Below are 21,491 nucleotides of genomic sequence, written 5' to 3' on the forward strand. Positions count from 1 at the left end.
CGCGGTGGCGATCTACGCGTTGGGCGACTTCGAGCCGGTGATCCACCCGGACGCCTACGTGCACCCCGACGCGACGGTGATCGGCGACGTGCGGATCGACGCGCACGCCTCGGTGTGGCCGCAGGCCGTGCTGCGCGGCGACTACGGGCGCATCGAGGTCGGCGAGCGGACGTCGATCCAGGACGGCACGGTCGTGCACTGCACCGAGGTGCACCCGACGCTCATCGGCGCGGAATGCGTCGTCGGGCACAACGTGCACATCGAGGGCGCGACCATCGCCGACCGGTGCCTGATCGCCTCGGGATCGGTGGTGCTCAACGGGTCCGTGGTCGAGACCGGCGCGATCGTCGGCGCGGGCGCGGTGGTGTCGTTCGAGGGGCACGTGCCGGCGCGGTCGATGGCGCTCGGCGTGCCCGCCCGCGTGCGCGAGGGCTACGTCGTGCCGGACGGCGCGTGGCAGTTCGCGGTGGACAAGTACGTGAACAACATCTTGCTGTACCGCAAGGAACTGCGGCGACTGGACTGAGGTAGGGTCCCGCCGTGGCACGTCCGCTTGAGGAGATCATGGAAGCCGGCTGGGCCGCGGCACTCGCGCCCGTGGCCGATCGCATCGCCGCGATGGGCGAGTTCCTGCGGGCGGAGGTCGCCGCCGGGCGCACCTACCTGCCCGCCGGGGAGAACGTGCTGCGGGCGTTCCAGCAGCCGTTCCACTCGGTCCGGGTGCTGATCGTCGGCCAGGACCCCTACCCCACGCCGGGGCACGCGGTCGGGTTGAGCTTCTCCGTCTCGCCGGAGACGCGGCCGATCCCGAAGAGCCTCGTCAACATCTACACCGAGTACGCGTCCGACCTCGGGCACCCCAAGCCGTCCACCGGCGACCTGACCCCGTGGACCGAACGGGGCGTGCTGCTGCTCAACCGCGCGCTGACGGTCCAGCCGGGCAAGTCGAACTCCCACCGCAACAAGGGCTGGGAGCCGGTGACCGAGCAGGCGATCAAGGCGCTGGCCGAGCGGGACGCGCCGCTGGTCGCGATCCTGTGGGGCAGCCAGGCGCGCGCCCTCAAGCCGCTGCTGGGCGCCGACCGCTGCGTCGAGTCGGTCCACCCGAGCCCGCTGTCCGCGGCGGGCGGCTTCTTCGGCTCCCGGCCGTTCAGCAAGGCCAACGAGCTGCTGGTGAAGCAGGGCGCCGAGCCGATCGACTGGAAGCTGCCCTAGTCACCTCCGGTCGCGCTGCGAACGGCCGGCCGCACGAGATCCAGACGCCGAAAGGCCCCCGGGACGAGTCCCGGGGGCCTTTCGACAAGCTCAGGCGCGGGGCTATCAGCCGCGCACCACCTTGCCCGCCTTCAGGCACGAGGTGCACACGTTCAGCCGCTGCCGCGTCGAAGAGGAAACCTTCGCGCGCACGGTCTGAATGTTCGGGTTCCACCGGCGGTTGGTGCGCCGGTGGGAGTGCGAGACCGACTTGCCGAAGCCCGGCCCCTTGCCACAGACGTCGCACACGGCAGCCACGTCAGCCACTCCTTAAGGTTTCTTCAGCGGTACTCACGCCCCGGCGGGCGCGCAAGCGTGCACAAGCCTCAGCCGGGCATGGCAACCTGGACAGGGTAGCCGGTGGCGCGTTCGGCCACCAAACCGGGTCGAATACCCTCGCCGGCATGCAGGCTCTCGATGCGGTCGCGGTGCGCCAGTGGGCGGACGCCTGTGTCCGGTCCCTGGACGCGAACCGCGAGGACATCGACCGCATCAACGTGTTCCCCGTGCCCGACGGCGACACCGGGACCAACCTCCTCCAGACGATGCGCTCGGCGCTGGACGCGCTGCTCAGGACACCCGTGGACACCGTCGGGGCGGCGTTGGGCGCGCTCGCGCGCGGCGCGCTGGCGGGTGCGCGCGGCAACTCCGGGGTGATCCTCTCCCAGGTGCTGCGCGGCCTGGCGGAGGCGGCGCACGGCGCCTCCACGGCGACCGGCGCGTCGCTGCGGCGGGCGTTGTGGCGCGCCGACGAACTGGCCACCGCCGCGGTGTCGGAGCCGGTGCCCGGCACGGTGCTGTCCGTGCTGCGCGCGGCGGCCGAGGCGGCCCGCGACTGCCCGTCCGACGAGCTGGACGAGGTCGTCACGGTCGCGGCGAAGGCCGGGGCCGAGGCGCTGGCCGACACGCCCCGCCACCTGGCCGTGCTGGCCCGGGCCGGTGTGGTCGACGCGGGCGGGCGCGGACTGGTCGTGCTGCTGGACACGTTGGCGGCGGTGATCACCGGACGGGCGGTCGAGGAGGTCGCGGCGGTCCGCACCGTGCCGCGCGACTCGCTCACCACCGCCCGCGAGGCCGGGTCGTCGGAGTTCGAGTACGAGGTCATGTACCTGCTGGACGGCTCGCCGGACGTGGACGTGCTCAAGGACGAGCTGATGGCCATCGGCGACTGCGTGTCCGTGGTCGGCGACGGCGCGGGCCTGTGGACCGTGCACGTGCACTGCAACGACATCGGCGCGGCGGTCGAGGCGGGCATCCGGGCGGGCCGGCCGCACCGCGTCACGGTCGCCCGGTTCGCCGACCAGATCGCCGCCCAGGCGCCCCGGTTCGTGCGCGACCGGGCCATCGTCGTGCTGGTCGAGGGCGAGGGCGTGGCCGAGCTGTTCCGGTCCGAGGGCGCGGTGGTGTTCGAGCCGGGCGAGCGGGTGACGGCGGCCGACCTGCTGGCCGTGGTGGTGAGCACGCGGGCGCGGCAGGTGACCGTGCTGCCGGGCGACCCGACCTGGCGCGAGCCGCTGGACGACGCCGTCGCGCAAGCCGTCGCCGCGGGTCAGGACGTCGTGGTCGTGCCGACGTTCTCCCCGGTGCAGGCGCTGGCCGCGCTGGCCGTGCACTCGCCGTCCCGGCGCGCGGGTGACGACGTGGTCGCGATGGCCGAGGCCGCGGCGGCGACCCGGCGCGGTGAGGTGGCCGTGTCGGACCGGGAGGCGATCACCTGGGTCGGCCGGTGCCGTCCCGGCGACCTGCTCGGCATGGTGGACGGCGAGGTCGTGGTCATCGAGCCCGGTGGCGCGGACGTGGGCGCGGTGGCGTGCCGGCTCGTCGACCGGATGCTCGCCAGCGGCGGTGAGCTGGTCACCGTGCTGCTGGGCCGGGCTGCCCCGGACGGGGTCGAGCGGGTGCTGGAGGATCACCTGCGCGTCGCGCACCCCGAGGTGGAGCTGGCCGCCTACCCGGGCGGGCAGCGCGACGCCCTGCTGGTTGTCGGTGTCGAGTAGTTGAATGGGCCGGGATGACGACCTTCGACGAGAAGCTGGTGTCGGTGCTCGGCAAGAAGAGCGCCGACGCGCTGGAGGCCGGTCTCGGCCTGACCACCGTCGGCGAGCTGCTGCGCCACTACCCGCGCCGCTACGACGAGCGCGGCAAGCTGACCGAGATCGCCGGGCTGGAGCTGGGTGAGCACGTCACCGTGCAGGCGCGGGTGAAGAGCGCGCGGCAGCGGCGGATGAAGTCGCGCAGCGGCGAGCTGCTGGAGGCCGTGATCACCGACGGCAGCAGCGACCTGCACCTGGTGTTCTTCGGGCGCGGGTCGCGCAAGGTCGAGCGGGAGCTGCTGCCCGGCCGTGAGGCGATGTTCGCGGGCAAGGTCGGCATGTTCAACGGCAAGCTCCAGCTCGCCCACCCCGACTACCAGGTGCTCGACGGCGAGGGCGCCGCGGCGGCGGACTTCGCGGGCGCGCTCATCCCGGTGTACCCGGCGGCGCAGGGCATCCAGTCGTGGAACGTGTCCAACTGCGTCGAGCAGGTGCTCGCGGTGTGGGACGGCGTGGCCGAGGACCCGCTGCCGGGGTCGTTGCGCGCCGAACGGGGTCTGGTCGGCTTGGAGAAGGCGTTGCGCGACATCCACCGGCCGGACGGCTGGGCGGCGATCGCGGTCGCGCAGCAGCGGTTGAAGTGGGACGAGGCCATGGCCGTGCAGCTGGCGCTGGCCCAGCGCCGCCGCTCCGCCACCGCCCGCCCCGCGCCCGCGTGCCCGCCCCGGGACGGCCTGGTGCGCGACGCGTTCGACGCGCGGCTGCCGTTCGAGCTGACGGCGGGCCAGCGCGAGGTGGGCGAGCAGATCGCCCGCGACCTGTCCGGCGAGCACCCGATGAACCGGCTGCTCCAGGGGGAAGTCGGTTCGGGCAAGACGATGGTCGCGTTGCGGGCGATGTTGCAGGTCGTGGACGCGGGGCGGCAGGCGGCGATGCTCGCGCCGACCGAGGTGCTGGCGGCGCAGCACGCGCGGTCGTTGCGGGAGTTGTTGGGTGATCTCGGGCAGGCCGGGGAGCTGGGTGGGGCGGAGCACGCCACGCGGGTGACGCTGCTGACCGGGTCGATGGGCGCGGCGGCGCGGAAGCGGGCGTTGTTGGAGATCGTGTCCGGTGAGGCCGGGATCGTGGTCGGCACGCACGCGTTGATCCAGGACAAGGTGGAGTTCGCCGACCTGGGGCTGGTCGTGGTGGACGAGCAGCACCGGTTCGGCGTGGAGCAGCGGGCCGCGTTGAGCGGGCGCGCGGGTGGGTCGACGCCGCACGTGCTGGTGATGACGGCCACGCCGATCCCGCGCACGGTGGCGATGACGGTGTACGGCGACCTCGAGGTGTCCGCGTTGCGCGAGCTGCCCGGGGGCCGTTCGCCGATCAGCACGTCCGTGGTGCCGGTGGCGTCCAAGCCGGGGTGGCTCGACCGGGCGTGGCAGCGGATCCACGAGGAGGTCGGCAAGGGGCACCAGGTGTACGTGGTGTGCCCGCGCATCGGCGACGGGGCGGCGGAGGACGACGCCGACACGCCGCCGAAGGAGGACTCGGGCAAGGGCGACGGTGCGGACCGCAGGCCGCCGCTGGCGGTGGTGGACGTGGCGAACCGGTTGGCCGAGGGGCCGTTGCGCGGGTTGCGGATCGACGTCCTGCACGGCCGGATGGCGCCGGACGACAAGGACGCGGTGATGCGGGCGTTCGCGGCCAACGAGGTGCAGGTGCTCGTGGCCACGACCGTGGTCGAGGTGGGCGTGAACGTGCCCAACGCCACGGTCATGGTGATCATGGACGCGGACCGCTTCGGGGTGAGCCAGCTGCACCAGTTGCGCGGCCGGGTCGGCCGGGGCAGCGCGCCGGGGCTGTGCCTGCTGGTGACCGAGATGCCCGACGGCACGTCGACGATGGAGCGGCTGCGGGCCGTCGAGTCCACCCTGGACGGCTTCGAGCTGGCCCAGCTGGACCTGGAGCTGCGGCGCGAGGGCGACATCCTGGGCGCGGCGCAGTCGGGCACGCGGTCGGGGTTGAGGATGTTGTCGCTGCTGCGCGACGAGGACGTGATCGCCGAGGCGCGGGTGGTGGCGCAGGAGGTCGTGGAGGCGGACCCGGAGCTGACCGGGCACCCGGGGCTGGCCGGGCTGGTGGCCGGGCTGCTGGACGAGGAGCGCGCGGAGTACCTGGAGAAGGCGTAGCCGGCACCCGGTTACCCTGGCTTGTGCGCCGATTGCCGATCGCCCTGGTTCCGCTGCTGCTCGCCGCGTGCACGGCCGCGCCCGCCGGTGATCCGGCTCCCACCACGTCGTCGCTGCCCAAGGGCGATCTGGCGGTGCTCGCCGAGCGCATCGAGCAGCGGCGGGCGGAGCTGGGCACGGCGGCGTTCCACACCGAGGGGTTCGCCTCCGACGGGCAGTCGACCGAGGTCCGCAACGTCGTGGACGGCGTGGTGCGGCAGGACGGCGACGGTGTGACCGGGTCGATGACGATGGACGTGTCCACCGGCGGGCAGCCGAAGAAGATCGCGCTGGTGGTCGTCCGCGACGGCACGTACGTGCAGGTCGAAGGCGCGCCGATGCCCGCGGGCAAGAAGTGGGGCTTCTACCCGGCGGACGGCGGCGGCGAGGTGGCCGCGCTGCTGCGCGGCTTCGGGCCGAGCGCGACGGTCGGCGCGGAGCTGGACTACGTGCAGCCGCGGGCGGCGTTGATCCTGGGCAAGTCGGCCGAGCAGCTCGACGGGGTGCCGGTGACGCGGTTCGACCTGGTGGTGGACGCGCTGAAGATGGCCAAGGTCATCGAGGACAAGGACATCCAGTTGCAGCACACCCAGCTCGCCGAGTACGGGGTGAAGATCTCGGCGGCGGTGTGGGTGGACGGCACGAGCGCGCCCGTGCAGGCGGAGTACCGGTTCGAGCTGGACGGCAAGGTCGTCAAGCGGTCCACGACCCGGTTCCGCGCGTGGGGCGAGCCGGTCGCGATCACCGTGCCCGCGCAGGCCGAGGTCGTGCCGGCCGACCAGCTGCCCCAGTAGCCGGCGCCGCCCGGACCGGCCGGCTACTTGGACTGCCTGCCCTTCGGGACCGGTAGCTGGGCGGTCGGCTGCTCGGACGGGTCGACGGCCTTGGCCTTCGCCGGGGCGGGCTTGGTGGCCGGTTTGGCCGCCGGTTTCGCGGGCGCGGGCTTGGCGGTGGCCGGTGTCGTGGGGGCGTCGGCAGCGGCCGGGGTCCCGGCGGCGGGGGAGGGTTCGGCGTCGGTTGCCTCGTCCTCGGCTGCCTTGTCGGCGGTGGCCTCGTCGTCCAGCGGGGCGAGGGTCGCCACCGCGCGGGACACCGCTTCCTGGGCGGCGGCGAACTGCTCGCTCAACGCGCGGTGCACGCGGTGCAGCTCGGCCAGCTTCTCGTCGGCCGCCGTGGTGCGGCGGTCGGCGTGCGCGTCCGCTTCGGTGACGGTCTTCTCGGCGCGGGCGTCGGCCTCGGCGATGGTCTGCTCGGCCCGCGCGGTGGCCTCGCTGATCGTCTGCTCGGCCTTGGCCAGCGCCTCGGACTCCAGCTCGGCGACCTGCTTCTCGGTGTCCGCGCGCAGCTCCGCCGCCTCGGTCCGGGCGGCTTCGAGCAGCTTCGCGGCCTCGGCCTTGGCCTCGACCACGTGCACCTCGTGCTCCTTGCGGAGCGTGGTGCGCAGCTCGTCGTACTCCTTGTCGAGGTCGTCGTGGTAGCCCTTGTACTTCTGCTCCAGCTCGACCCGCTTCGCCTCCAGCTCCGCGGTCTTCGCCTCGAACTCCGCGGTCAGCTTCTCCCGGTCGGCGCGGGTCTCGGCCATCAGCGCCTCGTGCTCGGCGGTCAGCTTGGCCCGCAGCTCCTCGTGCGAGCGCTCGAGCTCGGCGCGCCGCTCGTCGTACTGCCGCTCCAGCTCCGTCGTCCGCTGCTGGTGGGCCGCCTCCAACTGCCGGCGCCGCTCCTCCAGCTCGCCCATCGCCCGCTGGTGCGCCGCCTTGCCCTCGGCCGCCGCCCGCTCGGCCTCGGCGCGGGTCGCGTTCGCCTGGTCCAGCGCGGCCTTGCGGATGTCGGCGATCTCCTCCTCCGCCAACGTCATCATCACGCGCACGCGCTCGGTGACGTTGGACGCGCTGGCCGGGCTGGTGGCCAGCTTGCCGAGCTGGGACTTGACCTTGTCGAGCTCGGCCCGGGTGGACCCGAGCAGCTTGCTCAACTCCGCGACCTGCGCCGATGCGGCCTCCCGGGCCCGGTTCGAGTTCTTCAGGTCGAACTCGAGTCGCGTCACCCGTTCGTTCACCTGGCGCTGGTTGTACCCGCGCAGTACGACGTCGAAATGGGTGCGGGCAGCAGGCTGCCCAGTCCCTTCAGCCCCGGCCATGGGCCAACCCTACCGAGAAGTCGCCCGGTGCAGTCACCCGATGCAGCGAACGCACCGTGACGAGTCGGTGATCCACCGTGTGGGGTGAGGGGCGCCCGGCAGGCCGTGCGCCAAGGGCCGCGCGGGCCCGCGCTCGCCGCGCCGCGCCGGTCGGGGGCTGCGCTCGACCGGTTCACAAGGGAGAATCCCGGAGCGTGATCCCAGGTCGCGCCCGCCTTGACCGGATGAGTGAACGATCACGATGACGTCCGTCACGTGAGATGGAACTCCCGAGGGGCGGGAAGCGCACGGTAGCGTGCCTTGATTCATCGAGTCCCGCCCCGGCTGGGGCGGGACTCGCCGAGTAACCGGGAGGGAACGCCGCATGTTCCGCAAGGTTCTTGTCGCCAACCGCGGCGAGATCGCGATCCGGGCCTTTCGCGCTGCCTACGAGCTGGGCGCCGGCACGGTTGCCGTCTTCCCCCATGAGGACCGCAACTCCCTGCACCGCCTGAAGGCCGACGAGTCGTACGAGATCGGTGAGCCCGGCCACCCCGTCCGGGCCTACCTGTCCGTCGAGGAGATCATCAAAGCGGCCCGCAAGGCGGGCGCGGACGCGGTCTACCCCGGCTACGGCTTCCTGTCGGAGAACCCCGAGCTCGCGCGGGCGTGCGCGGAGGCGGGCATCACGTTCGTCGGGCCTCCGTCGGACGTGCTCGAGCTGACCGGCAACAAGGCGCGCGCCATCGCCGCGGCGCGCGAGGCCGGCCTCCCGGTGCTGAAGTCGAGCGAGCCGTCCAGCGACATCGACGCCCTCGTGCGCGCGGCCGAGGACATCGCGTTCCCGGTGTTCGTGAAGGCCGTCGCCGGCGGTGGTGGGCGCGGCATGCGGCGCGTAGAGGAACCGGGTGCGCTGCGGGAGGCGCTGGAAGCCGCGTCACGCGAGGCCGAGTCGGCCTTCGGCGACCCGACCGTGTTCCTGGAGCAGGCCGTGGTCGAACCGCGGCACATCGAGGTGCAGATCCTCGCCGACGGCGAGGGCAACGTGATGCACCTGTTCGAGCGCGACTGCTCGGTGCAGCGGCGCCACCAGAAGGTCATCGAGATCGCGCCCGCGCCGAACCTCGCGCCCGAGCTGCGCGACCGGATCTGCGCCGACGCGGTGCGGTTCGCCCGGCACATCGGCTACCGCAACGCCGGCACCGTCGAGTTCCTGCTCGACCCGAACGGCAACTACGTCTTCATCGAGATGAACCCCCGCATCCAGGTCGAGCACACGGTCACCGAAGAGGTCACCGACGTGGACCTGGTGCAGTCGCAGATGCGCATCGCGAGCGGCGAGACCCTGGACGACCTCGGCCTGAGCCAGGAGACCGTGCAGCTGCGCGGCGCGGCCCTGCAGTGCCGCATCACGACCGAGGACCCCGCCAACGGCTTCCGCCCCGACACCGGCATGATCAGCGCCTACCGCTCGCCGGGCGGCTCGGGCATCCGGCTGGACGGCGGCACGACCGGCGCGGGCACCGTCATCGGCGCGCACTTCGACTCCATGCTGGTCAAGCTGAGCTGCCGCGGCCGGACGTTCGGCGCGGCGGTGGCGCGGGCGCGGCGCGCGGTGGCGGAGTTCCGCATCCGGGGCGTGTCCACGAACATCCCGTTCATCCAGGCGGTGCTGGACGACCCGGACTTCTACGAGGGCCGCGTCACGACGTCGTTCATCGAGAAGCGCCCCCACCTGCTGACCGCGCGGCACTCCGCCGACCGCGGCACGCGCATGCTCACCTACCTGGCCGACGTCACGGTGAACAAGCCGAACGGCCCCCGCCCGTCCGTCGTGGACCCCAGGGTCAAGCTGCCGGTGGTCGACCTGAACGCCGAACCGCCGGCCGGGTCGAAGCAGAAGCTGGTGGAGCTGGGGCCCGAGGGCTTCGCCCGGTGGCTGCGCGAGAGCAAGGCGCTGGCCGTCACGGACACCACGTTCCGCGACGCCCACCAGTCGCTGCTGGCGACGCGCGTGCGGACGAAGGACCTGCTGGCCGTCGCGCCGCACGTGGCGCGGATGACGCCGCAACTGCTGTCGCTGGAGGCGTGGGGCGGCGCGACGTACGACGTGGCGCTGCGGTTCCTGGCCGAGGACCCGTGGGAACGGCTCGCCGCCCTGCGGGAAGCGGTGCCGAACATCACCCTGCAGATGCTGCTGCGCGGCCGCAACACGGTGGGCTACACCCCGTACCCCGAGGCGGTGACCAGCGCGTTCGTCGAGGAAGCGACGAAGACCGGCATCGACGTCTTCCGGATCTTCGACGCGTTGAACGACGTCGAGCAGATGCGCCCGGCGATCGAGGCGGTGCGGGAGACCGGCACGGCCCTGGCCGAGGTGTGCCTCTGCTACACGTCCGACCTGTCGAACCCGGACGAGCGGCTCTACACGCTGGACTACTACCTGAAGCTGGCCGAGCAGATCGTCGGCGCGGGCGCGCACGTGCTGGCCATCAAGGACATGGCCGGCCTGCTGCGCCCGCCGGCGGCGGCGCGGTTGGTGACGGCGCTGCGCAAGGAGTTCGACCTGCCGGTGCACCTGCACACGCACGACACGGCGGGCGGGCAGCTGGCGACGTACCTGGCGGCCATCCAGTCCGGTGTGGACGCGGTGGACGGCGCGGTGGCGTCCATGGCGGGCACGACCTCGCAGCCGCCGCTGTCGGCGATCGTGGCGGCGACCGACTACACGGAGCACGCCACGGGGCTCGACCTGCGGGCGGTGTGCGACCTGGAGCCCTACTGGGAGTCGGTGCGCAAGGTCTACGCGCCGTTCGAGTCGGGCATCCCCGGGCCGACGGGCCGGGTGTACTCGCACGAGATCCCCGGCGGGCAGCTGTCGAACCTGCGCACGCAGGCGGTCGCGCTCGGGCTCGGGCAGAAGTTCGAGGAGATCGAGGCCATGTACGCGGCGGCCGACCGGATGCTCGGCCGGCTGGTGAAGGTGACGCCGTCGTCCAAGGTCGTGGGCGACCTCGCGCTGCACCTCGTCGGCGCGGGCGTGAAGCCGGAGGAGTTCGAGGCGGACCCCGGCCGGTTCGACATCCCGGCGTCGGTGATCGGCTTCCTGCACGGCGAGCTGGGCGACCCGCCCGGCGGGTGGCCGGAGCCGTTCCGGAGCAAGGCGTTGCAGGGCCGGGCCGCGCCCAAGGGCGTGGCGGAGCTGACCGAGGACGACGTGAAGGGGCTGGAGACCGACCGGCGCGCCACGTTGAACCGGTTGCTGTTCCCCGCGCCGACCAAGGAGTACCTGGCGCACCGCGAGGCATACGGCGACACCAGCGTGCTGGGCAGCAAGGACTTCTTCTACGGGCTCAAGCCCGGCGAGGAGTACCAGGTCGACCTGGAGCCCGGCGTGCGGTTGCTGATCGGGTTGGAGGCCATCGGCGAGGCCGACGAGCGCGGCATCCGCACGGTGATGGCGACGTTGAACGGGCAGCTGCGGCCGATCCAGGTGCGTGACCGGTCGATCGCGGCCGAGGTGCCCGTGGCGGAGAAGGCGGATCGGGGCAACCCCGGTCACGTCGCGGCGCCGTTCGCGGGGGTCGTCACGCCGAGCGTGGCGGAGGACGACGTGGTCGAGGTCGGGCAGACGATCGCGACCATCGAGGCGATGAAGATGGAGGCGGCGATCACCGCGCCCAAGGCCGGGCGGGTGAAGCGGCTGGCGGTGCGCGGGGTGCAGCAGGTCGAGGGTGGGGATCTGCTGATCGTGCTGGAGTGACGGGGAGTGGGGGTGGGTCCGGGCTGGGGTAGGGGCGGCTCGGAGGTCCGGTCCGGCTCGATGTGACATGGGCCCCTCACGGGTGCTTCAGGCGGGCTGAAGCACCCGTACCCGTGTCACATCGAGCCTTGTGGGCTGGTGGTGGTGCTGGTGGGGTGAGGGGTCGAGTGGTTGTGGCCACATCCGGCGGTTGGGGGAACCGGGTCGTCCGGGGTGGCGTTGGGGTGGCATGAAGAAGGTTGCCGCTGCGTTGTTCGCCCTCACGGCCGGTGCTGTCGCGTGGGCGGCGCGGGATGTGCCGTTGGCGTTCGGGGGGAAGCCGGACGGTGAGCGGGTGCGGAGGTCGCCGCGGTACCGCGAGGGGAAGTTCCACAACGCGGCGTCGACGCGGACCATGCCCGACGGGGCTGCGGGGACCGTGCGGGAGATGTTCTTCGGCGGGCAGCAGCGGCGGCCGGTGGGTGAGGTGCCGTTGGTGCCGCCCGTGGTGGGGGCGTCGTCGGACGGGTTGCACATCACTTGGTACGGGCACGCGTCGACGTTGGTCGAGATCGACGGGGCGCGGGTGTTGATCGACCCCGTGTGGAGCGACCGGTGCTCACCGTCCCCTGTGGTCGGTCCGCGGCGGCTGCACCCCGTGCCGCACGCGTTGCACGAGGTCGGGGCGGTGGACGCGGTGGTGATCTCGCACGACCACTACGACCACCTGGACCTGCCGACGGTGCGGGCGCTGACGCGCGACACGGACGCGGTGTTCGTGGTGCCGCTGGGGATCGGGGCGCACCTGCGGAAGTGGTGGGTGCCCGAGGAGCGGATCGTGGAGCTGGACTGGGACGAGTCGCACGAGGTGGCCGGCGTCACGTTGGTGGCGACGGCGGCGCAGCACTTCTCCGGGCGGGGGTTCCAGCGCGACACGACGCTGTGGGCGTCGTGGGTGCTGAAGGGGCCGGAGCACCGGGTCTACTACAGCGGTGACACCGGTTACTTCGACGGGTACAAGCGGATCGGCGAGGAGCACGGGCCGTTCGACGCCTCGTTGATCCAGATCGGGGCGTACGGGCCGGGGTGGCCGGACATCCACATGACGCCCGAGGAGGGTGTCGCGGCGCACCGGGACGTGCGCGGCGGGCTGCTGGTGCCCGTGCACTGGGCGACCTTCAACCTGGCGTTCCACGACTGGTCCGAGCCGGTGGAGCGGGTGTGGCGCGAGGCGGAGGCGCACGAGGTGCCGTTGGCGGTGCCGCGGCCCGGTGAGCGGATCGACGTGGCGCGGCCGCCGGCGGTCGACGGGTGGTGGCAGGCGCTCTCGGTGGGACGATGACCGGGTGACCAGGATTGTCTCGGGTGTCGCGGGTGGCCGCCGATTGCAGGTGCCGCCGCGCGGCACCCGCCCTACTTCCGACCGGGTCCGCGAGGCGTTGTTCAGCTCGTTGGAGACGTTGGTCGACCTCGACGGCGCGGTGGTGCTGGACCTCTACGCGGGGTCGGGCGCGCTGGGGTTCGAGGCGATGTCGCGGGGTGCGGCGCGGGCCACGTTCGTGGAGTCGGACAAGCGGGCTGCCGAAGTCTTGAAGAGCAACGCCAAGGTGGTCGCGCTGCCCGGGGCGACGGTGCTCAACCGCACCGCGGAGTCGGTGGTGGGCGGCGCGGCGGACGTGGCGTGCGACGTCGTGTTCGCCGATCCGCCGTACGCGGTGGGTGACGATCAGCTCAACCGGGTGCTCGCGTCGCTGGTCACGAACGGTTGGACGAAACCGGGGTCGCTGGTCGTGGTGGAACGCGACGCGCGCAGCGCTGAACCGATCTGGCCACCTGCCGTGGAATCGTTGCGCAGCAAGCGATACGGCGACACGGCGCTGCATTGGGCCGAACACGTTGACGCCTCCGGGTGATGCCGACCACGCACCTGAGTGGATGCGTCCGATCGGGTGCTACCGTCCGAAACCATGACGCGTGCCGTGTGCCCCGGCTCCTACGACCCGGCCACCAACGGACACCTGGACATCATCGGCAGAGCGGCGAAGCTCTTCGACGAGGTCGTCGTCGCCGTGCTCATCAACAAGAACAAGAAGACCCTGTTCTCCGTCGAGGAGCGCACGGAGATGCTGCGCGAGGTCACCGCGCAGTGGCCGAACGTCCGCGTCGACGCCTGGCACGGCCTCCTGGTCGACTACTGCCTGGAGAACGACATCAAGGCCATCGTCAAGGGCCTGCGCGCGGTCAGCGACTACGACTACGAGCTGCAGATGGCGCAGATGAACCACCAGCTCACCGGGGTCGAGACGCTGTTCATGCCGACCAACCCGATCTACAGCTTCCTGGCCAGCTCCCTGGTCAAGGACGTGGCCACCTACGGCGGCGACGTGACCAGCCTGCTGCCGCCGTCGATCAAGGACCGGCTCGCCGCGCGGCTCGCCGAGGGTCGCTGAGCCGTCACGCCCGGTCAACTTCCGGATGGACTGTGGTCGCCCGGTGTGGTGAGCGTTCACCGGCATGAGCGAGATCACATCGCGCACCGTGAAGGTGCGTGGCCCCGTCCGTTCCGCCGAGCCAGGGGGCGGACACCGCGCGCCCGGTCCGGCGGGGCGGTCCGCACCCGTGCCCGCGGGACAACCGGACCTCCGACGACCGCGAGGGCGTCCTCCCGGCCTGCTCGACCGGCTCCTGCAGGGAGTGCACGGTCAAGGCGCCCGGCGTCTCCACGCGCGGCGCGCGGCGGGTGGCGACCGGCAACGCCACCCCGGAGCCGTACTTCCCACGGCCGACCACTGCGCGAGCTGCGTCCTGGTGACATCACCCGTTAGCCGGACACGCCCTGCCGATCTCCCGGCGGCGACGAGATCGGCAGGGCACACTAGGACGGGTACTGCTGTGGGCGCGAGGAGTGTGACGTGTACCGGGTGTTCGAGGCCCTCGACGAGCTGGTCACGATCGTCGAGGAAGCGCGTGGCGTGCCGATGACCTCCGGGTGCGTCGTGCCGCGCGGCGACGTGCTCGAACTCCTCGACGACGTGCGCGACGCGATCCCGGCGGAGCTGGACGACGCCCAGGACGTGCTCGACCACCGCGACGAGCTGGTCGGCAAGGCGCAGCACGACGCGGACCAGGCGGTGAGCAAGGCCCGGTCGGACGCCGAGCGGATGGTCGCCGAGGCGCAGCACGAGGCCGAGCGGATGCTGTCCGAGGCGCGGGCGCGGGCCGAGCGGACCCTCGCCGAGGCCGAGGACCAGGCGCAGCGGACCGTCGCGGCCGGCCGCCAGGAGTACGAGGACCTGGTGGGTCGGGCGCACGCCGAGGCCGACCGGATGGTCCAGGCCGGGCGGGCCAACTACGAGCGCGCGATCGAGGAGGGCCGGGCGGAGCAGGCGCGCCTGGTCGACGGCACCGAGGTGGTGCAGGCCGCGCACGCCGAGGCGGCGCGCGTGCTGGAGGCGGCGCAGACGGAGGCCATCCGGCTGCGCAGCGAGTGCGACGCGTACGTGGACGGCAAGCTGGCCGACTTCGAGGACCTGCTCGCGCACACGCTGCGCAGCGTCGGCAAGGGGCGCTCGCACCTGCGCGGGCCGGCCGTCGCCAGCGCGGCGGCGCCGTTCGACTATCACGAGTAACCCGACCGGACGAGGCCCCGACCAGCCGATTTCACGCGGACGCCCGTTGTCCCGTACCCTTGACCGGCTGGTCGTGGTAAGTCCCCGACGGCAACACCAAACATCATGTCTGAGCATCGTCACGCCTCCGCGCGTCCCACAGCGACCGGGCCCTGGGTCATCGACACCAGGGACCTCGGGCGTCGTGCGGGCTCCAGCCGCGGTGTGCGCCGGACGGTGCCCGCGGAGGGCGTCGGCCTCCTCGGTGTGATCGCGGTGCCGGCGGGGGGCAACGTCGAACTCGACCTCCTGCTGGAGTCGGTGGTCGAAGGCGTGCTCGTGACGGGCACGGCCGCGACGGTGGTCGAAGGCGAGTGCTCGCGCTGCCTGGAGCCGCTGTCCGCGGAGGTCGAGGTGGAGCTGACCGAGCTGTACGCGTACCCGGACAGCACCACCGACGAGACCACCGAAGAGGATGAGATCAGCCGTCTGCACGACGACCTGATCGACCTCGAACCCGTGGTGCGCGACGCCATCGTGCTCGCGCTGCCACAGGTGCCGCTGTGCTCGCCGGACTGCCTCGGGCTGTGCGTCGACTGCGGCGGCAAGCTGGCTGATCTCGGCCCCGACCACGGGCATGAGACGATTGACCCCCGGTGGGCTGCTCTCCAGGAGCGGTTCGACGGGAATCGTGACAATCCAGAGGAGAACTAGTCGTGGCCGTCCCGAAGCGGAAGATGTCGCGCTCGAACACGCGCTCGCGCCGCGCTCAGTGGAAGACCGCTGCCGTGCACCTGGTGGCCTGCCAGAACAAGGCCTGCCGCCAGCCGAAGCCGCAGCACGTCGCCTGCCCGGCCTGTGGCCAGTACGACGGCCGCCAGGTCGTCCAGCCGGCCTGATCACCCCTCTGGCGAAGGTAGCGGCGAATCGTGGGGGGTAGGTCGTCGCGCGGTCGGTCCGCCGACCGCGCCCCGTTGCTCGAAGCGCTCGGCGTCCCACTGGACGCCGAGCTGCTGACGCTCGCGCTGACGCACCGGTCGTACGCGTACGAGAACGGCGGCCTGCCGCCGAACGAGCGACTGGAGTTCCTCGGTGACGCGGTGCTCGGGCTGGTCGTCACCGACCACCTGTACCGCACGCACCCCGAGCTGCCCGAGGGGCAGCTCGCCAAGCTGCGCGCGAGCGTGGTCAACATGCACGCCCTCGCGGGCGTGGCCCGGGGGCTCGGCGACGACGGCCTCGGCGGGCACCTCCTGCTCGGTCGCGGCGAGGAGCTGACCGGGGGCAGGGACAAGGCGAGCATCCTCGCCGACGGCCTCGAAGCCGTCATCGGCGCGGTCTACCTGCAGTTCGGCATAGACACCGCGCGTCAACTCGTTCACCACCTGTTCGACCCGCTGTTGGCCGAAGCGCCGCTGCGAGGTGCTGGACTGGACTGGAAGACGAGTCTCCAGGAGCTGACCGCGTCCGCGGGGCTGGGCGTCCCCGAGTACCGGGTGGACGACCAGGGCCCGGACCACCGCAAGGAGTTCACCGCCACGGTGCTCGTCGGTGGCCAGGCCCACGGCACCGGCGACGGGCGCACGAAGAAGGAAGCCGAGCAGAAGGCGGCCGAGGCCGCCTACCGCGTGCTGCACGAACGGGTCCGCGCCGAGCAGGAGACCGGCGCGTCCGGGAACGGCCACGCACCCGGCTCGGCCGCGCAGGCATCACCCCAGGCTTCACCTCAGGCTGCACCTACCCAGGAAGACTGACGCCGAAATGTATGCCACGAACGTCCGGACCCGGCGCGCGCGCCACGCGCGTCCGTCCCGCCCGCTGAACGCGAGCCGCAACGGCGGCATCCAGGGCCTCGTACTCGTGCGCGACACCGCCCAGGCGGGCGGCTGGATGCTCAAGCCGACCAAGCCCCAGGCCGCCGCGTACGAGATGCTCGAAGAGCTGGAGCAGGCCGAGGCCGCCGCGGCTGCCGCCGAGCGCGACAACACCGAGGACTGACCGCCCACCCGTGCCCGAGCTGCCCGAGGTCGAGGTCGTACGCCGAGGTCTGCACGAGCACGTCGCGGGCAGGACCGTCGACGCGGTCGAAGTCCTGCACCCCCGTGCGATCCGCCGCCACCTGCCCGGTGCGGCGGATTTCGCCGTGCGCCTGACCGGCCGGCGCCTGGAGGCCGCGCGCCGTCGCGGCAAGTACCTGTGGGTCGACCTGTCGGGCGGCGACGCCATGCTCGCGCACCTCGGCATGTCCGGTCAGATGCTGGTCCAGCCGGTCGGCGCGCCGGACGAGAAGCACCTGCGGGTGCGGGTCCGGTTCGCCGACGGCGGCCCGGAGCTGCGCTTCGTCGACCAGCGCACGTTCGGCGGGCTGGCGCTGGCGGAGATCGTCGAGGTGGACGGCACCCGGTTGCCCCAGCCGGTGGCGCACATCGCGCGCGACCCGATGGACCCGGCGTTCGACCCGGACGCGGCGGTCGCGGCCCTGCGCAGGCGGCGCACGGAGATCAAGCGCGCGTTGCTCGACCAGACGCTGGTCTCCGGGGTGGGCAACATCTACGCCGACGAGGCGCTGTGGCGGGCCAGGCTGCACGGGGTGCGGCCCGCGGACAAGCTGACCAGGGCGAAGGCCGCCGAGCTGCTCGCGCACGCCACGCAGGTGATGCAGGAGGCGCTGGGCGAGGGCGGCACGTCGTTCGACGCGCTGTACGTGAACGTGAACGGCCAGTCGGGCTACTTCGACCGGTCCCTGGCCGTCTACGGGCGGGAGAACGAGCCGTGCCGGCGGTGCGGGACGGCGGTCAGGCGCGAGCCGTTCATGAACCGCTCGTCCTACTCGTGCCCGCGCTGCCAACCGCGACCGAGGGGTTGACGCTCACCGCGCCGGGTCGGCGAGCCTGCGCAACAGCGGCGTGACCGATCTCAGCGCGTCGCGTTCCTCCGGTTCGAGCCGGGAAATCCGTTCGGACAACAACTCCGCCTCGCCGTGCGCGAGGGACAGGATGGTGTCCCGCCCGAGACCGGTCAGCTCCACGATGGTGGCCCGCCCGTCGGCCGGATCGGATTCGCGGCGCACCAGGCCCGAGGATTCCAAACCGGTCACCACCGTGGTCGCCGTGGGCTGCGAGCACAGCGCCCGCACCGCGATCTCGCCGATCCGCATCGGCCCTTGTGACGCGAGTTCCGCGAGCACCAGCAACTGCGTGGGTTGCAGGCGCCGGACCGACGCGGACTGGCGCAGGCTGCGGATCAGCCGGTGCACGGCGACCACGAGTTGTAACGCGTCCTGATTAGTCACACTGGTGGTCATCAGACCTCCTCGTGGCTCACCGTGAGTGAGCACGTGTCCAAATTCGGACAGGACATTCGCACTTTCGCAGTACTGCTGTCCAGAGAACGGTTTCATTCGCACCCGGATGTACTCACCCTTTCCGCACCGATGCGGAGAAGGAAGCGTCAAAACGGCATAAAGGGTGAACAGGCGCGCATCAAGGCTTCGTCAGGGACTTCGCCGAAAGTAGTCGGGCGGGGCCGCGCGGCCGGGTCCGGGCGTAGTGTCTGAGCGTGACAAAAGTGCTGGTGGTCGATGACGAGCCGCAGATCGTGCGGGCGTTGCGGATCAACCTGTCGGCCCGCGGCTACTCGGTCCTGACCGCCCACGACGGCACGGAGGCCCTCAAGGCGGCGGCCGAGGGCAGGCCGGACGTGGTGGTGCTCGACCTGGGGCTGCCGGACGTGGACGGCACCGAGGTGATCGCGGGGCTGCGCGGCTGGACGACCGTGCCGATCATCGTGCTGTCCGCCCGGGTCGACTCGGCCGACAAGGTTGAGGCGCTGGACGCGGGTGCCGACGACTACGTGACCAAGCCGTTCGGGATGGACGAGCTGCTGGCGCGGTTGCGGGCGGCGGTGCGGCGCTCGGCGCTGGCCGAGGGTGAGGACGCGGTCGTGGAGACGGCGTCGTTCACGGTGGACCTGGCGGCGCGGAAGGTGCGCCGCGACGGCGTCGAGGTGCACCTGACGCCGACCGAGTGGGGCCTGCTGGAGATCCTGGCCCGCAACCGGGGCCGGTTGGTCGCGCAGAAGCAGCTCCTGCAGGAGGTGTGGGGCCCGGCCTACGCGAAGGAGACCCACTACCTGCGCGTCTACCTGGCCCAGTTGCGCCGCAAGCTGGAACCGGAGCCCTCGCGCCCGCGGCACCTGGTGACGGAGCCCGGCATGGGCTACCGGTTCGAGCCCTAGCCGGGCCCGAACCGGCCCACCGGCCGCTCACCCCGCCGGCATGGTGGGGTGGCTCTGGAACAGCAACGCGCCGCGCACCACGAGCTCCTTGGCCACCGCCGCCACCCGGCCGGTCAGCACGCGCTCCTTCGGGGTGTCGTCGGCGTCCACGAACTGGATCAGGCCGTCCCGGCGGCCGAGGCTGACGCACCGGACGTGGTAGCGGAAGTCGAGCCGGTCGGCGGGCTCCCCGCCGCCCACGCGCTTCGCCAGCGCCCGCACGGCCTGCTGCGTCGTGGGCAGGCCGGTCGCGCACGCCATGCGCAGTTCGAGGCCGTCGTGGCGCTTCATCGCGGCGGCGTCGCCGATGCCCTGCACCTCCGGGTGCGAGATCGACGTCAACGTCTGGTCGACCAGCATGCGGCCGCGGCCGTCCACCGCGAACCCGGCCCGCGCCGCCAGGTCCGGCACGGCGAACCCGGCCGTCCACACGACCGTGTCGGCGCCGACCAGCTCGCCGTCGTCGAGCACCAGGCCGTCGGCGCGGACCCCGGTGACGTGCGCGTGGTCGCGCACCCGGACGCCGAGCCGGTCGAACACCCCGCGCAGGTGCCGCCTGCCCTTGTCCGACAGGTCGTCGCCGAACCCGCCACCGGTGACCAGCAGCACCTCCAGGTCCGGGCGCGACTCGGCCAGCTCCGAGGCGGCCTCGATGCCCGTCAACCCACCTCCCACCACGGCGACCGCGCGGGCGCCCTCGAGCGCCACGGCCAGCTCCTCGGCGTCCTCGCGGGTCGAGACGGTGTGGGCGTGCCCGGTCGCGCCCGGGACGCCGCTCAGGTCCGAGTAGCTGCCCAGGGCGTAGATCAGCCGGTCGTAGGCCAGCGCGCCGTCGGTGAGCCCGACCTCGCGCGCCTCCGGGTCGATCTCGGTCACCCGGTCGACGACCAGCTCGACGCCGGTGCCCTTGAGGACGTCGGCGAGGGGGACGTCGCGCATCCGCTGCCCGACCGCGAGCTGGTGCAGCAGGACCCGCTCCACGAACCGGTCCCGCGCGTTGACCAGGGTGACCCGGGAGTCGGTCCACTTCGCCGCCAGCTTGGCCGCGGCCAAGCCCGCGTAACCCGCACCGACCACCACGATGTGCTCTGCCATGTCCGGAGTCCTTTCGTCATGAGAGGAGCGGGACGGGGGCGTGAGGTGTGACGGCATAGGGTGTGAGGCGTGCCACCCGTATCCGTGCTGCACACCTGGCAACTGCCCGAGGCGACGCTCGTCGTCGTCCGCGAGCTGGTGGACGAGGCGTTCGACGGCGACTTCGGCGAGGAGGACTGGGAGCACAGCCTCGGCGGCGTGCACGCGCTGGTGTGGGACGGCGACGAGCTGATCGGCCACGGCGCGGTCGTGCAGCGGCGGTTGGTGCACGACGGGCGCGCGCTGCGGGCCGGGTACGTGGAAGGCGTCGCGGTGCGGGCGGACCGCCGGCGCCAAGGGGTCGGCGGGGCCGTGATGGCGGCTTTGGAGGACGTGGTGCGCGGCGCGTACCCCCTCGGTGCCCTCAGCGCGTCGGAGGACGCCCTGGCGTTCTACGCGGCGCGGGGGTGGCAGCGGTGGCGCGGGCGGACGTTCGCGATGACGCCCGCCGGGGTCGAGCGCACCGAGGAGGAGGACGACGGGATCTTCGTCCTGCCGGTCGTGCCGCTCGACCTGGCGGGCGACCTCACCTGTGACTGGCGCGACGGCGACGTCTGGTAGCTACGGCGTCCCCTCGTCGTCCTCGGTCGTCGGCGCGGTGGTGGTGGTCGAGGACGCGGAGGACGAGGGTGACGGCGGGCTGAAGGACGACGGCGGGTTGCTCGGCGGCTGGCTGGTGAGCCGCGGCTCGGACGGCGACGTCGCGGCGACGGACTCCGGCGTCGGGCCGGACCGCTCGTCCGGCTTCGAGCCCTCCTCCTCGCGCGGCTGCTGCGCGCCCCCGCGCTTGGACACCGTGACCACCAGCGTGGCCGTGCCCGCGCCCGGCGCGGCGGTCGCCGGCGTGTTCGCCGTGGTCAGCACGTCGGCCGGCGGCTCGGGCGGTGGCGCGGCCGTGGACCCGCCGCCGGCCAGCACCGACGCGAGGGTGGCGATCACGGTGGCGACGGCCGCGCCGCCCGCGGCGAGCAGCGCCACCGAGGAGAGCTTCTTCTTCGGCGGCGCTTGTCGATCTTCCTCGAACACACCATCTCCCTGTGGGGGATCCGGACGGATGGTCAGTGTTCGGGTTATCGGCGGATCCGGTCGCGGGCCGCATCGTTGCCGCGGTCCTCC

General features: G+C 72.5%; 23 protein-coding genes. 18 read left to right on the forward strand and 5 right to left on the reverse strand.

The genetic code is table 11. The features are described 5' to 3' along the window. The first annotated feature begins 4 nt into the window (after window positions 1–4). Window positions 5–526: a gamma carbonic anhydrase family protein gene (locus FHX81_RS28395; RefSeq protein ID WP_141981091.1), complete on the forward strand. Its 522-nt coding sequence runs from the start codon at window positions 5–7 to the stop codon at window positions 524–526. Between the two features lie 14 nt (window positions 527–540). Next, window positions 541–1,215, forward strand: coding sequence for a uracil-DNA glycosylase (locus FHX81_RS28400; protein ID WP_170232199.1), 675 nt, complete (start codon window positions 541–543; stop codon window positions 1,213–1,215). Between the two features lie 105 nt (window positions 1,216–1,320). Here the strand turns inward: FHX81_RS28400 and rpmB are convergent, their stop codons facing one another. After that, window positions 1,321–1,512: a 50S ribosomal protein L28 gene (rpmB, locus tag FHX81_RS28405; RefSeq protein ID WP_073891577.1), complete on the reverse strand. Its 192-nt coding sequence runs from the start codon at window positions 1,510–1,512 to the stop codon at window positions 1,321–1,323. A 146-nt stretch (window positions 1,513–1,658) separates the two neighbouring features. Here rpmB and FHX81_RS28410 point away from each other — a divergent pair, with 146 nt between their 5' ends. Genes FHX81_RS28410 through FHX81_RS28420 form a run of 3 tightly spaced genes read left to right on the forward strand, consistent with a single transcriptional unit; the run spans window position 1,659 to window position 6,294 of the window. Then, a complete protein-coding gene (locus FHX81_RS28410) occupies window positions 1,659–3,251 on the forward strand; it encodes a DAK2 domain-containing protein (protein WP_141981092.1) in 1,593 nt (530 codons plus the stop codon). Window positions 3,252–3,265: 14 nt separating this feature from the next. Beyond that, a complete protein-coding gene (gene recG / locus FHX81_RS28415; protein WP_141981093.1) occupies window positions 3,266–5,461 on the forward strand; it encodes an ATP-dependent DNA helicase RecG in 2,196 nt (731 codons plus the stop codon). A gap of 23 nt (window positions 5,462–5,484) precedes the next feature. After that, a complete protein-coding gene (locus FHX81_RS28420; protein WP_141981094.1) occupies window positions 5,485–6,294 on the forward strand; it encodes a hypothetical protein in 810 nt (269 codons plus the stop codon). A 23-nt stretch (window positions 6,295–6,317) separates the two neighbouring features. Here the strand turns inward: FHX81_RS28420 and FHX81_RS28425 are convergent, their stop codons facing one another. Continuing rightward, entirely contained in the window at window positions 6,318–7,544 is a 1,227-nt protein-coding gene (locus tag FHX81_RS28425; protein WP_246108009.1) for a coiled-coil domain-containing protein, read from the reverse strand. Between the two features lie 457 nt (window positions 7,545–8,001). Here FHX81_RS28425 and FHX81_RS28430 point away from each other — a divergent pair, with 457 nt between their 5' ends. The 11 genes from FHX81_RS28430 to mutM all read left to right on the forward strand — a co-directional run bounded on the left by FHX81_RS28430 (window position 8,002) and on the right by mutM (window position 17,832). Then, a complete protein-coding gene (locus FHX81_RS28430) occupies window positions 8,002–11,379 on the forward strand; it encodes a pyruvate carboxylase (RefSeq protein WP_141981095.1) in 3,378 nt (1,125 codons plus the stop codon). Window positions 11,380–11,608: 229 nt separating this feature from the next. Further along, window positions 11,609–12,700: an MBL fold metallo-hydrolase gene (locus tag FHX81_RS28435; RefSeq protein ID WP_141981096.1), complete on the forward strand. Its 1,092-nt coding sequence runs from the start codon at window positions 11,609–11,611 to the stop codon at window positions 12,698–12,700. 4 nt (window positions 12,701–12,704) lie between these two features. Beyond that, the gene (rsmD, locus tag FHX81_RS28440; protein WP_141981097.1) at window positions 12,705–13,271 is read left to right on the forward strand and encodes a 16S rRNA (guanine(966)-N(2))-methyltransferase RsmD; all 567 of its coding nucleotides are present in this window, start codon (window positions 12,705–12,707) and stop codon (window positions 13,269–13,271) included. Between the two features lie 54 nt (window positions 13,272–13,325). After that, window positions 13,326–13,808 (forward strand): pantetheine-phosphate adenylyltransferase, encoded by a 483-nt coding sequence (gene coaD, locus FHX81_RS28445; RefSeq protein WP_141981098.1) that lies wholly within the window; start codon window positions 13,326–13,328, stop codon window positions 13,806–13,808. A 98-nt stretch (window positions 13,809–13,906) separates the two neighbouring features. Continuing rightward, on the forward strand, window positions 13,907–14,170 hold the full coding sequence (locus FHX81_RS43045; protein WP_141981099.1) for a ribonuclease domain-containing protein: 264 nt from the start codon (window positions 13,907–13,909) through the stop codon (window positions 14,168–14,170). Window positions 14,171–14,270: 100 nt separating this feature from the next. After that, a complete protein-coding gene (locus FHX81_RS28455) occupies window positions 14,271–14,987 on the forward strand; it encodes an SPFH domain-containing protein (protein WP_141981100.1) in 717 nt (238 codons plus the stop codon). A 105-nt stretch (window positions 14,988–15,092) separates the two neighbouring features. Next, on the forward strand, window positions 15,093–15,680 hold the full coding sequence (locus tag FHX81_RS28460) for a YceD family protein (RefSeq protein WP_141981101.1): 588 nt from the start codon (window positions 15,093–15,095) through the stop codon (window positions 15,678–15,680). A gap of 2 nt (window positions 15,681–15,682) precedes the next feature. After that, the gene (gene rpmF, locus FHX81_RS28465) at window positions 15,683–15,865 is read left to right on the forward strand and encodes a 50S ribosomal protein L32 (protein WP_073896635.1); all 183 of its coding nucleotides are present in this window, start codon (window positions 15,683–15,685) and stop codon (window positions 15,863–15,865) included. Between the two features lie 30 nt (window positions 15,866–15,895). After that, complete coding sequence (gene rnc, locus FHX81_RS28470) at window positions 15,896–16,720, forward strand: ribonuclease III (protein WP_141981102.1); 825 nt, start codon at window positions 15,896–15,898, stop codon at window positions 16,718–16,720. Between the two features lie 7 nt (window positions 16,721–16,727). After that, window positions 16,728–16,964 (forward strand): hypothetical protein, encoded by a 237-nt coding sequence (locus tag FHX81_RS28475; RefSeq protein WP_141981103.1) that lies wholly within the window; start codon window positions 16,728–16,730, stop codon window positions 16,962–16,964. 10 nt (window positions 16,965–16,974) lie between these two features. Continuing rightward, a complete protein-coding gene (mutM, locus tag FHX81_RS28480; RefSeq protein ID WP_141981104.1) occupies window positions 16,975–17,832 on the forward strand; it encodes a bifunctional DNA-formamidopyrimidine glycosylase/DNA-(apurinic or apyrimidinic site) lyase in 858 nt (285 codons plus the stop codon). Window positions 17,833–17,835: 3 nt separating this feature from the next. On the opposite strand, the gene FHX81_RS28485 is transcribed toward mutM, so the two are convergent. Then, on the reverse strand, window positions 17,836–18,270 hold the full coding sequence (locus FHX81_RS28485) for a MarR family winged helix-turn-helix transcriptional regulator (RefSeq protein WP_123745920.1): 435 nt from the start codon (window positions 18,268–18,270) through the stop codon (window positions 17,836–17,838). A 254-nt stretch (window positions 18,271–18,524) separates the two neighbouring features. Between FHX81_RS28485 and FHX81_RS28490 the strand changes: the two genes are divergently transcribed. Next, on the forward strand, window positions 18,525–19,202 hold the full coding sequence (locus FHX81_RS28490) for a response regulator (RefSeq protein WP_170232200.1): 678 nt from the start codon (window positions 18,525–18,527) through the stop codon (window positions 19,200–19,202). Window positions 19,203–19,229: 27 nt separating this feature from the next. On the opposite strand, the gene FHX81_RS28495 is transcribed toward FHX81_RS28490, so the two are convergent. Further along, a complete protein-coding gene (locus tag FHX81_RS28495) occupies window positions 19,230–20,336 on the reverse strand; it encodes an NAD(P)/FAD-dependent oxidoreductase (protein WP_141981106.1) in 1,107 nt (368 codons plus the stop codon). Window positions 20,337–20,405: 69 nt separating this feature from the next. Between FHX81_RS28495 and FHX81_RS28500 the strand changes: the two genes are divergently transcribed. Further along, complete coding sequence (locus FHX81_RS28500) at window positions 20,406–20,936, forward strand: GNAT family N-acetyltransferase (RefSeq protein ID WP_211363587.1); 531 nt, start codon at window positions 20,406–20,408, stop codon at window positions 20,934–20,936. On the opposite strand, the gene FHX81_RS28505 is transcribed toward FHX81_RS28500, so the two are convergent. Then, window positions 20,937–21,401: a hypothetical protein gene (locus FHX81_RS28505; RefSeq protein WP_141981107.1), complete on the reverse strand. Its 465-nt coding sequence runs from the start codon at window positions 21,399–21,401 to the stop codon at window positions 20,937–20,939. Window positions 21,402–21,491 lie beyond the last annotated feature (90 nt).

The organism is Saccharothrix saharensis, from assembly GCF_006716745.1.
In the GTDB taxonomy this organism is placed as follows: domain Bacteria; phylum Actinomycetota; class Actinomycetes; order Mycobacteriales; family Pseudonocardiaceae; genus Actinosynnema; species Actinosynnema saharense.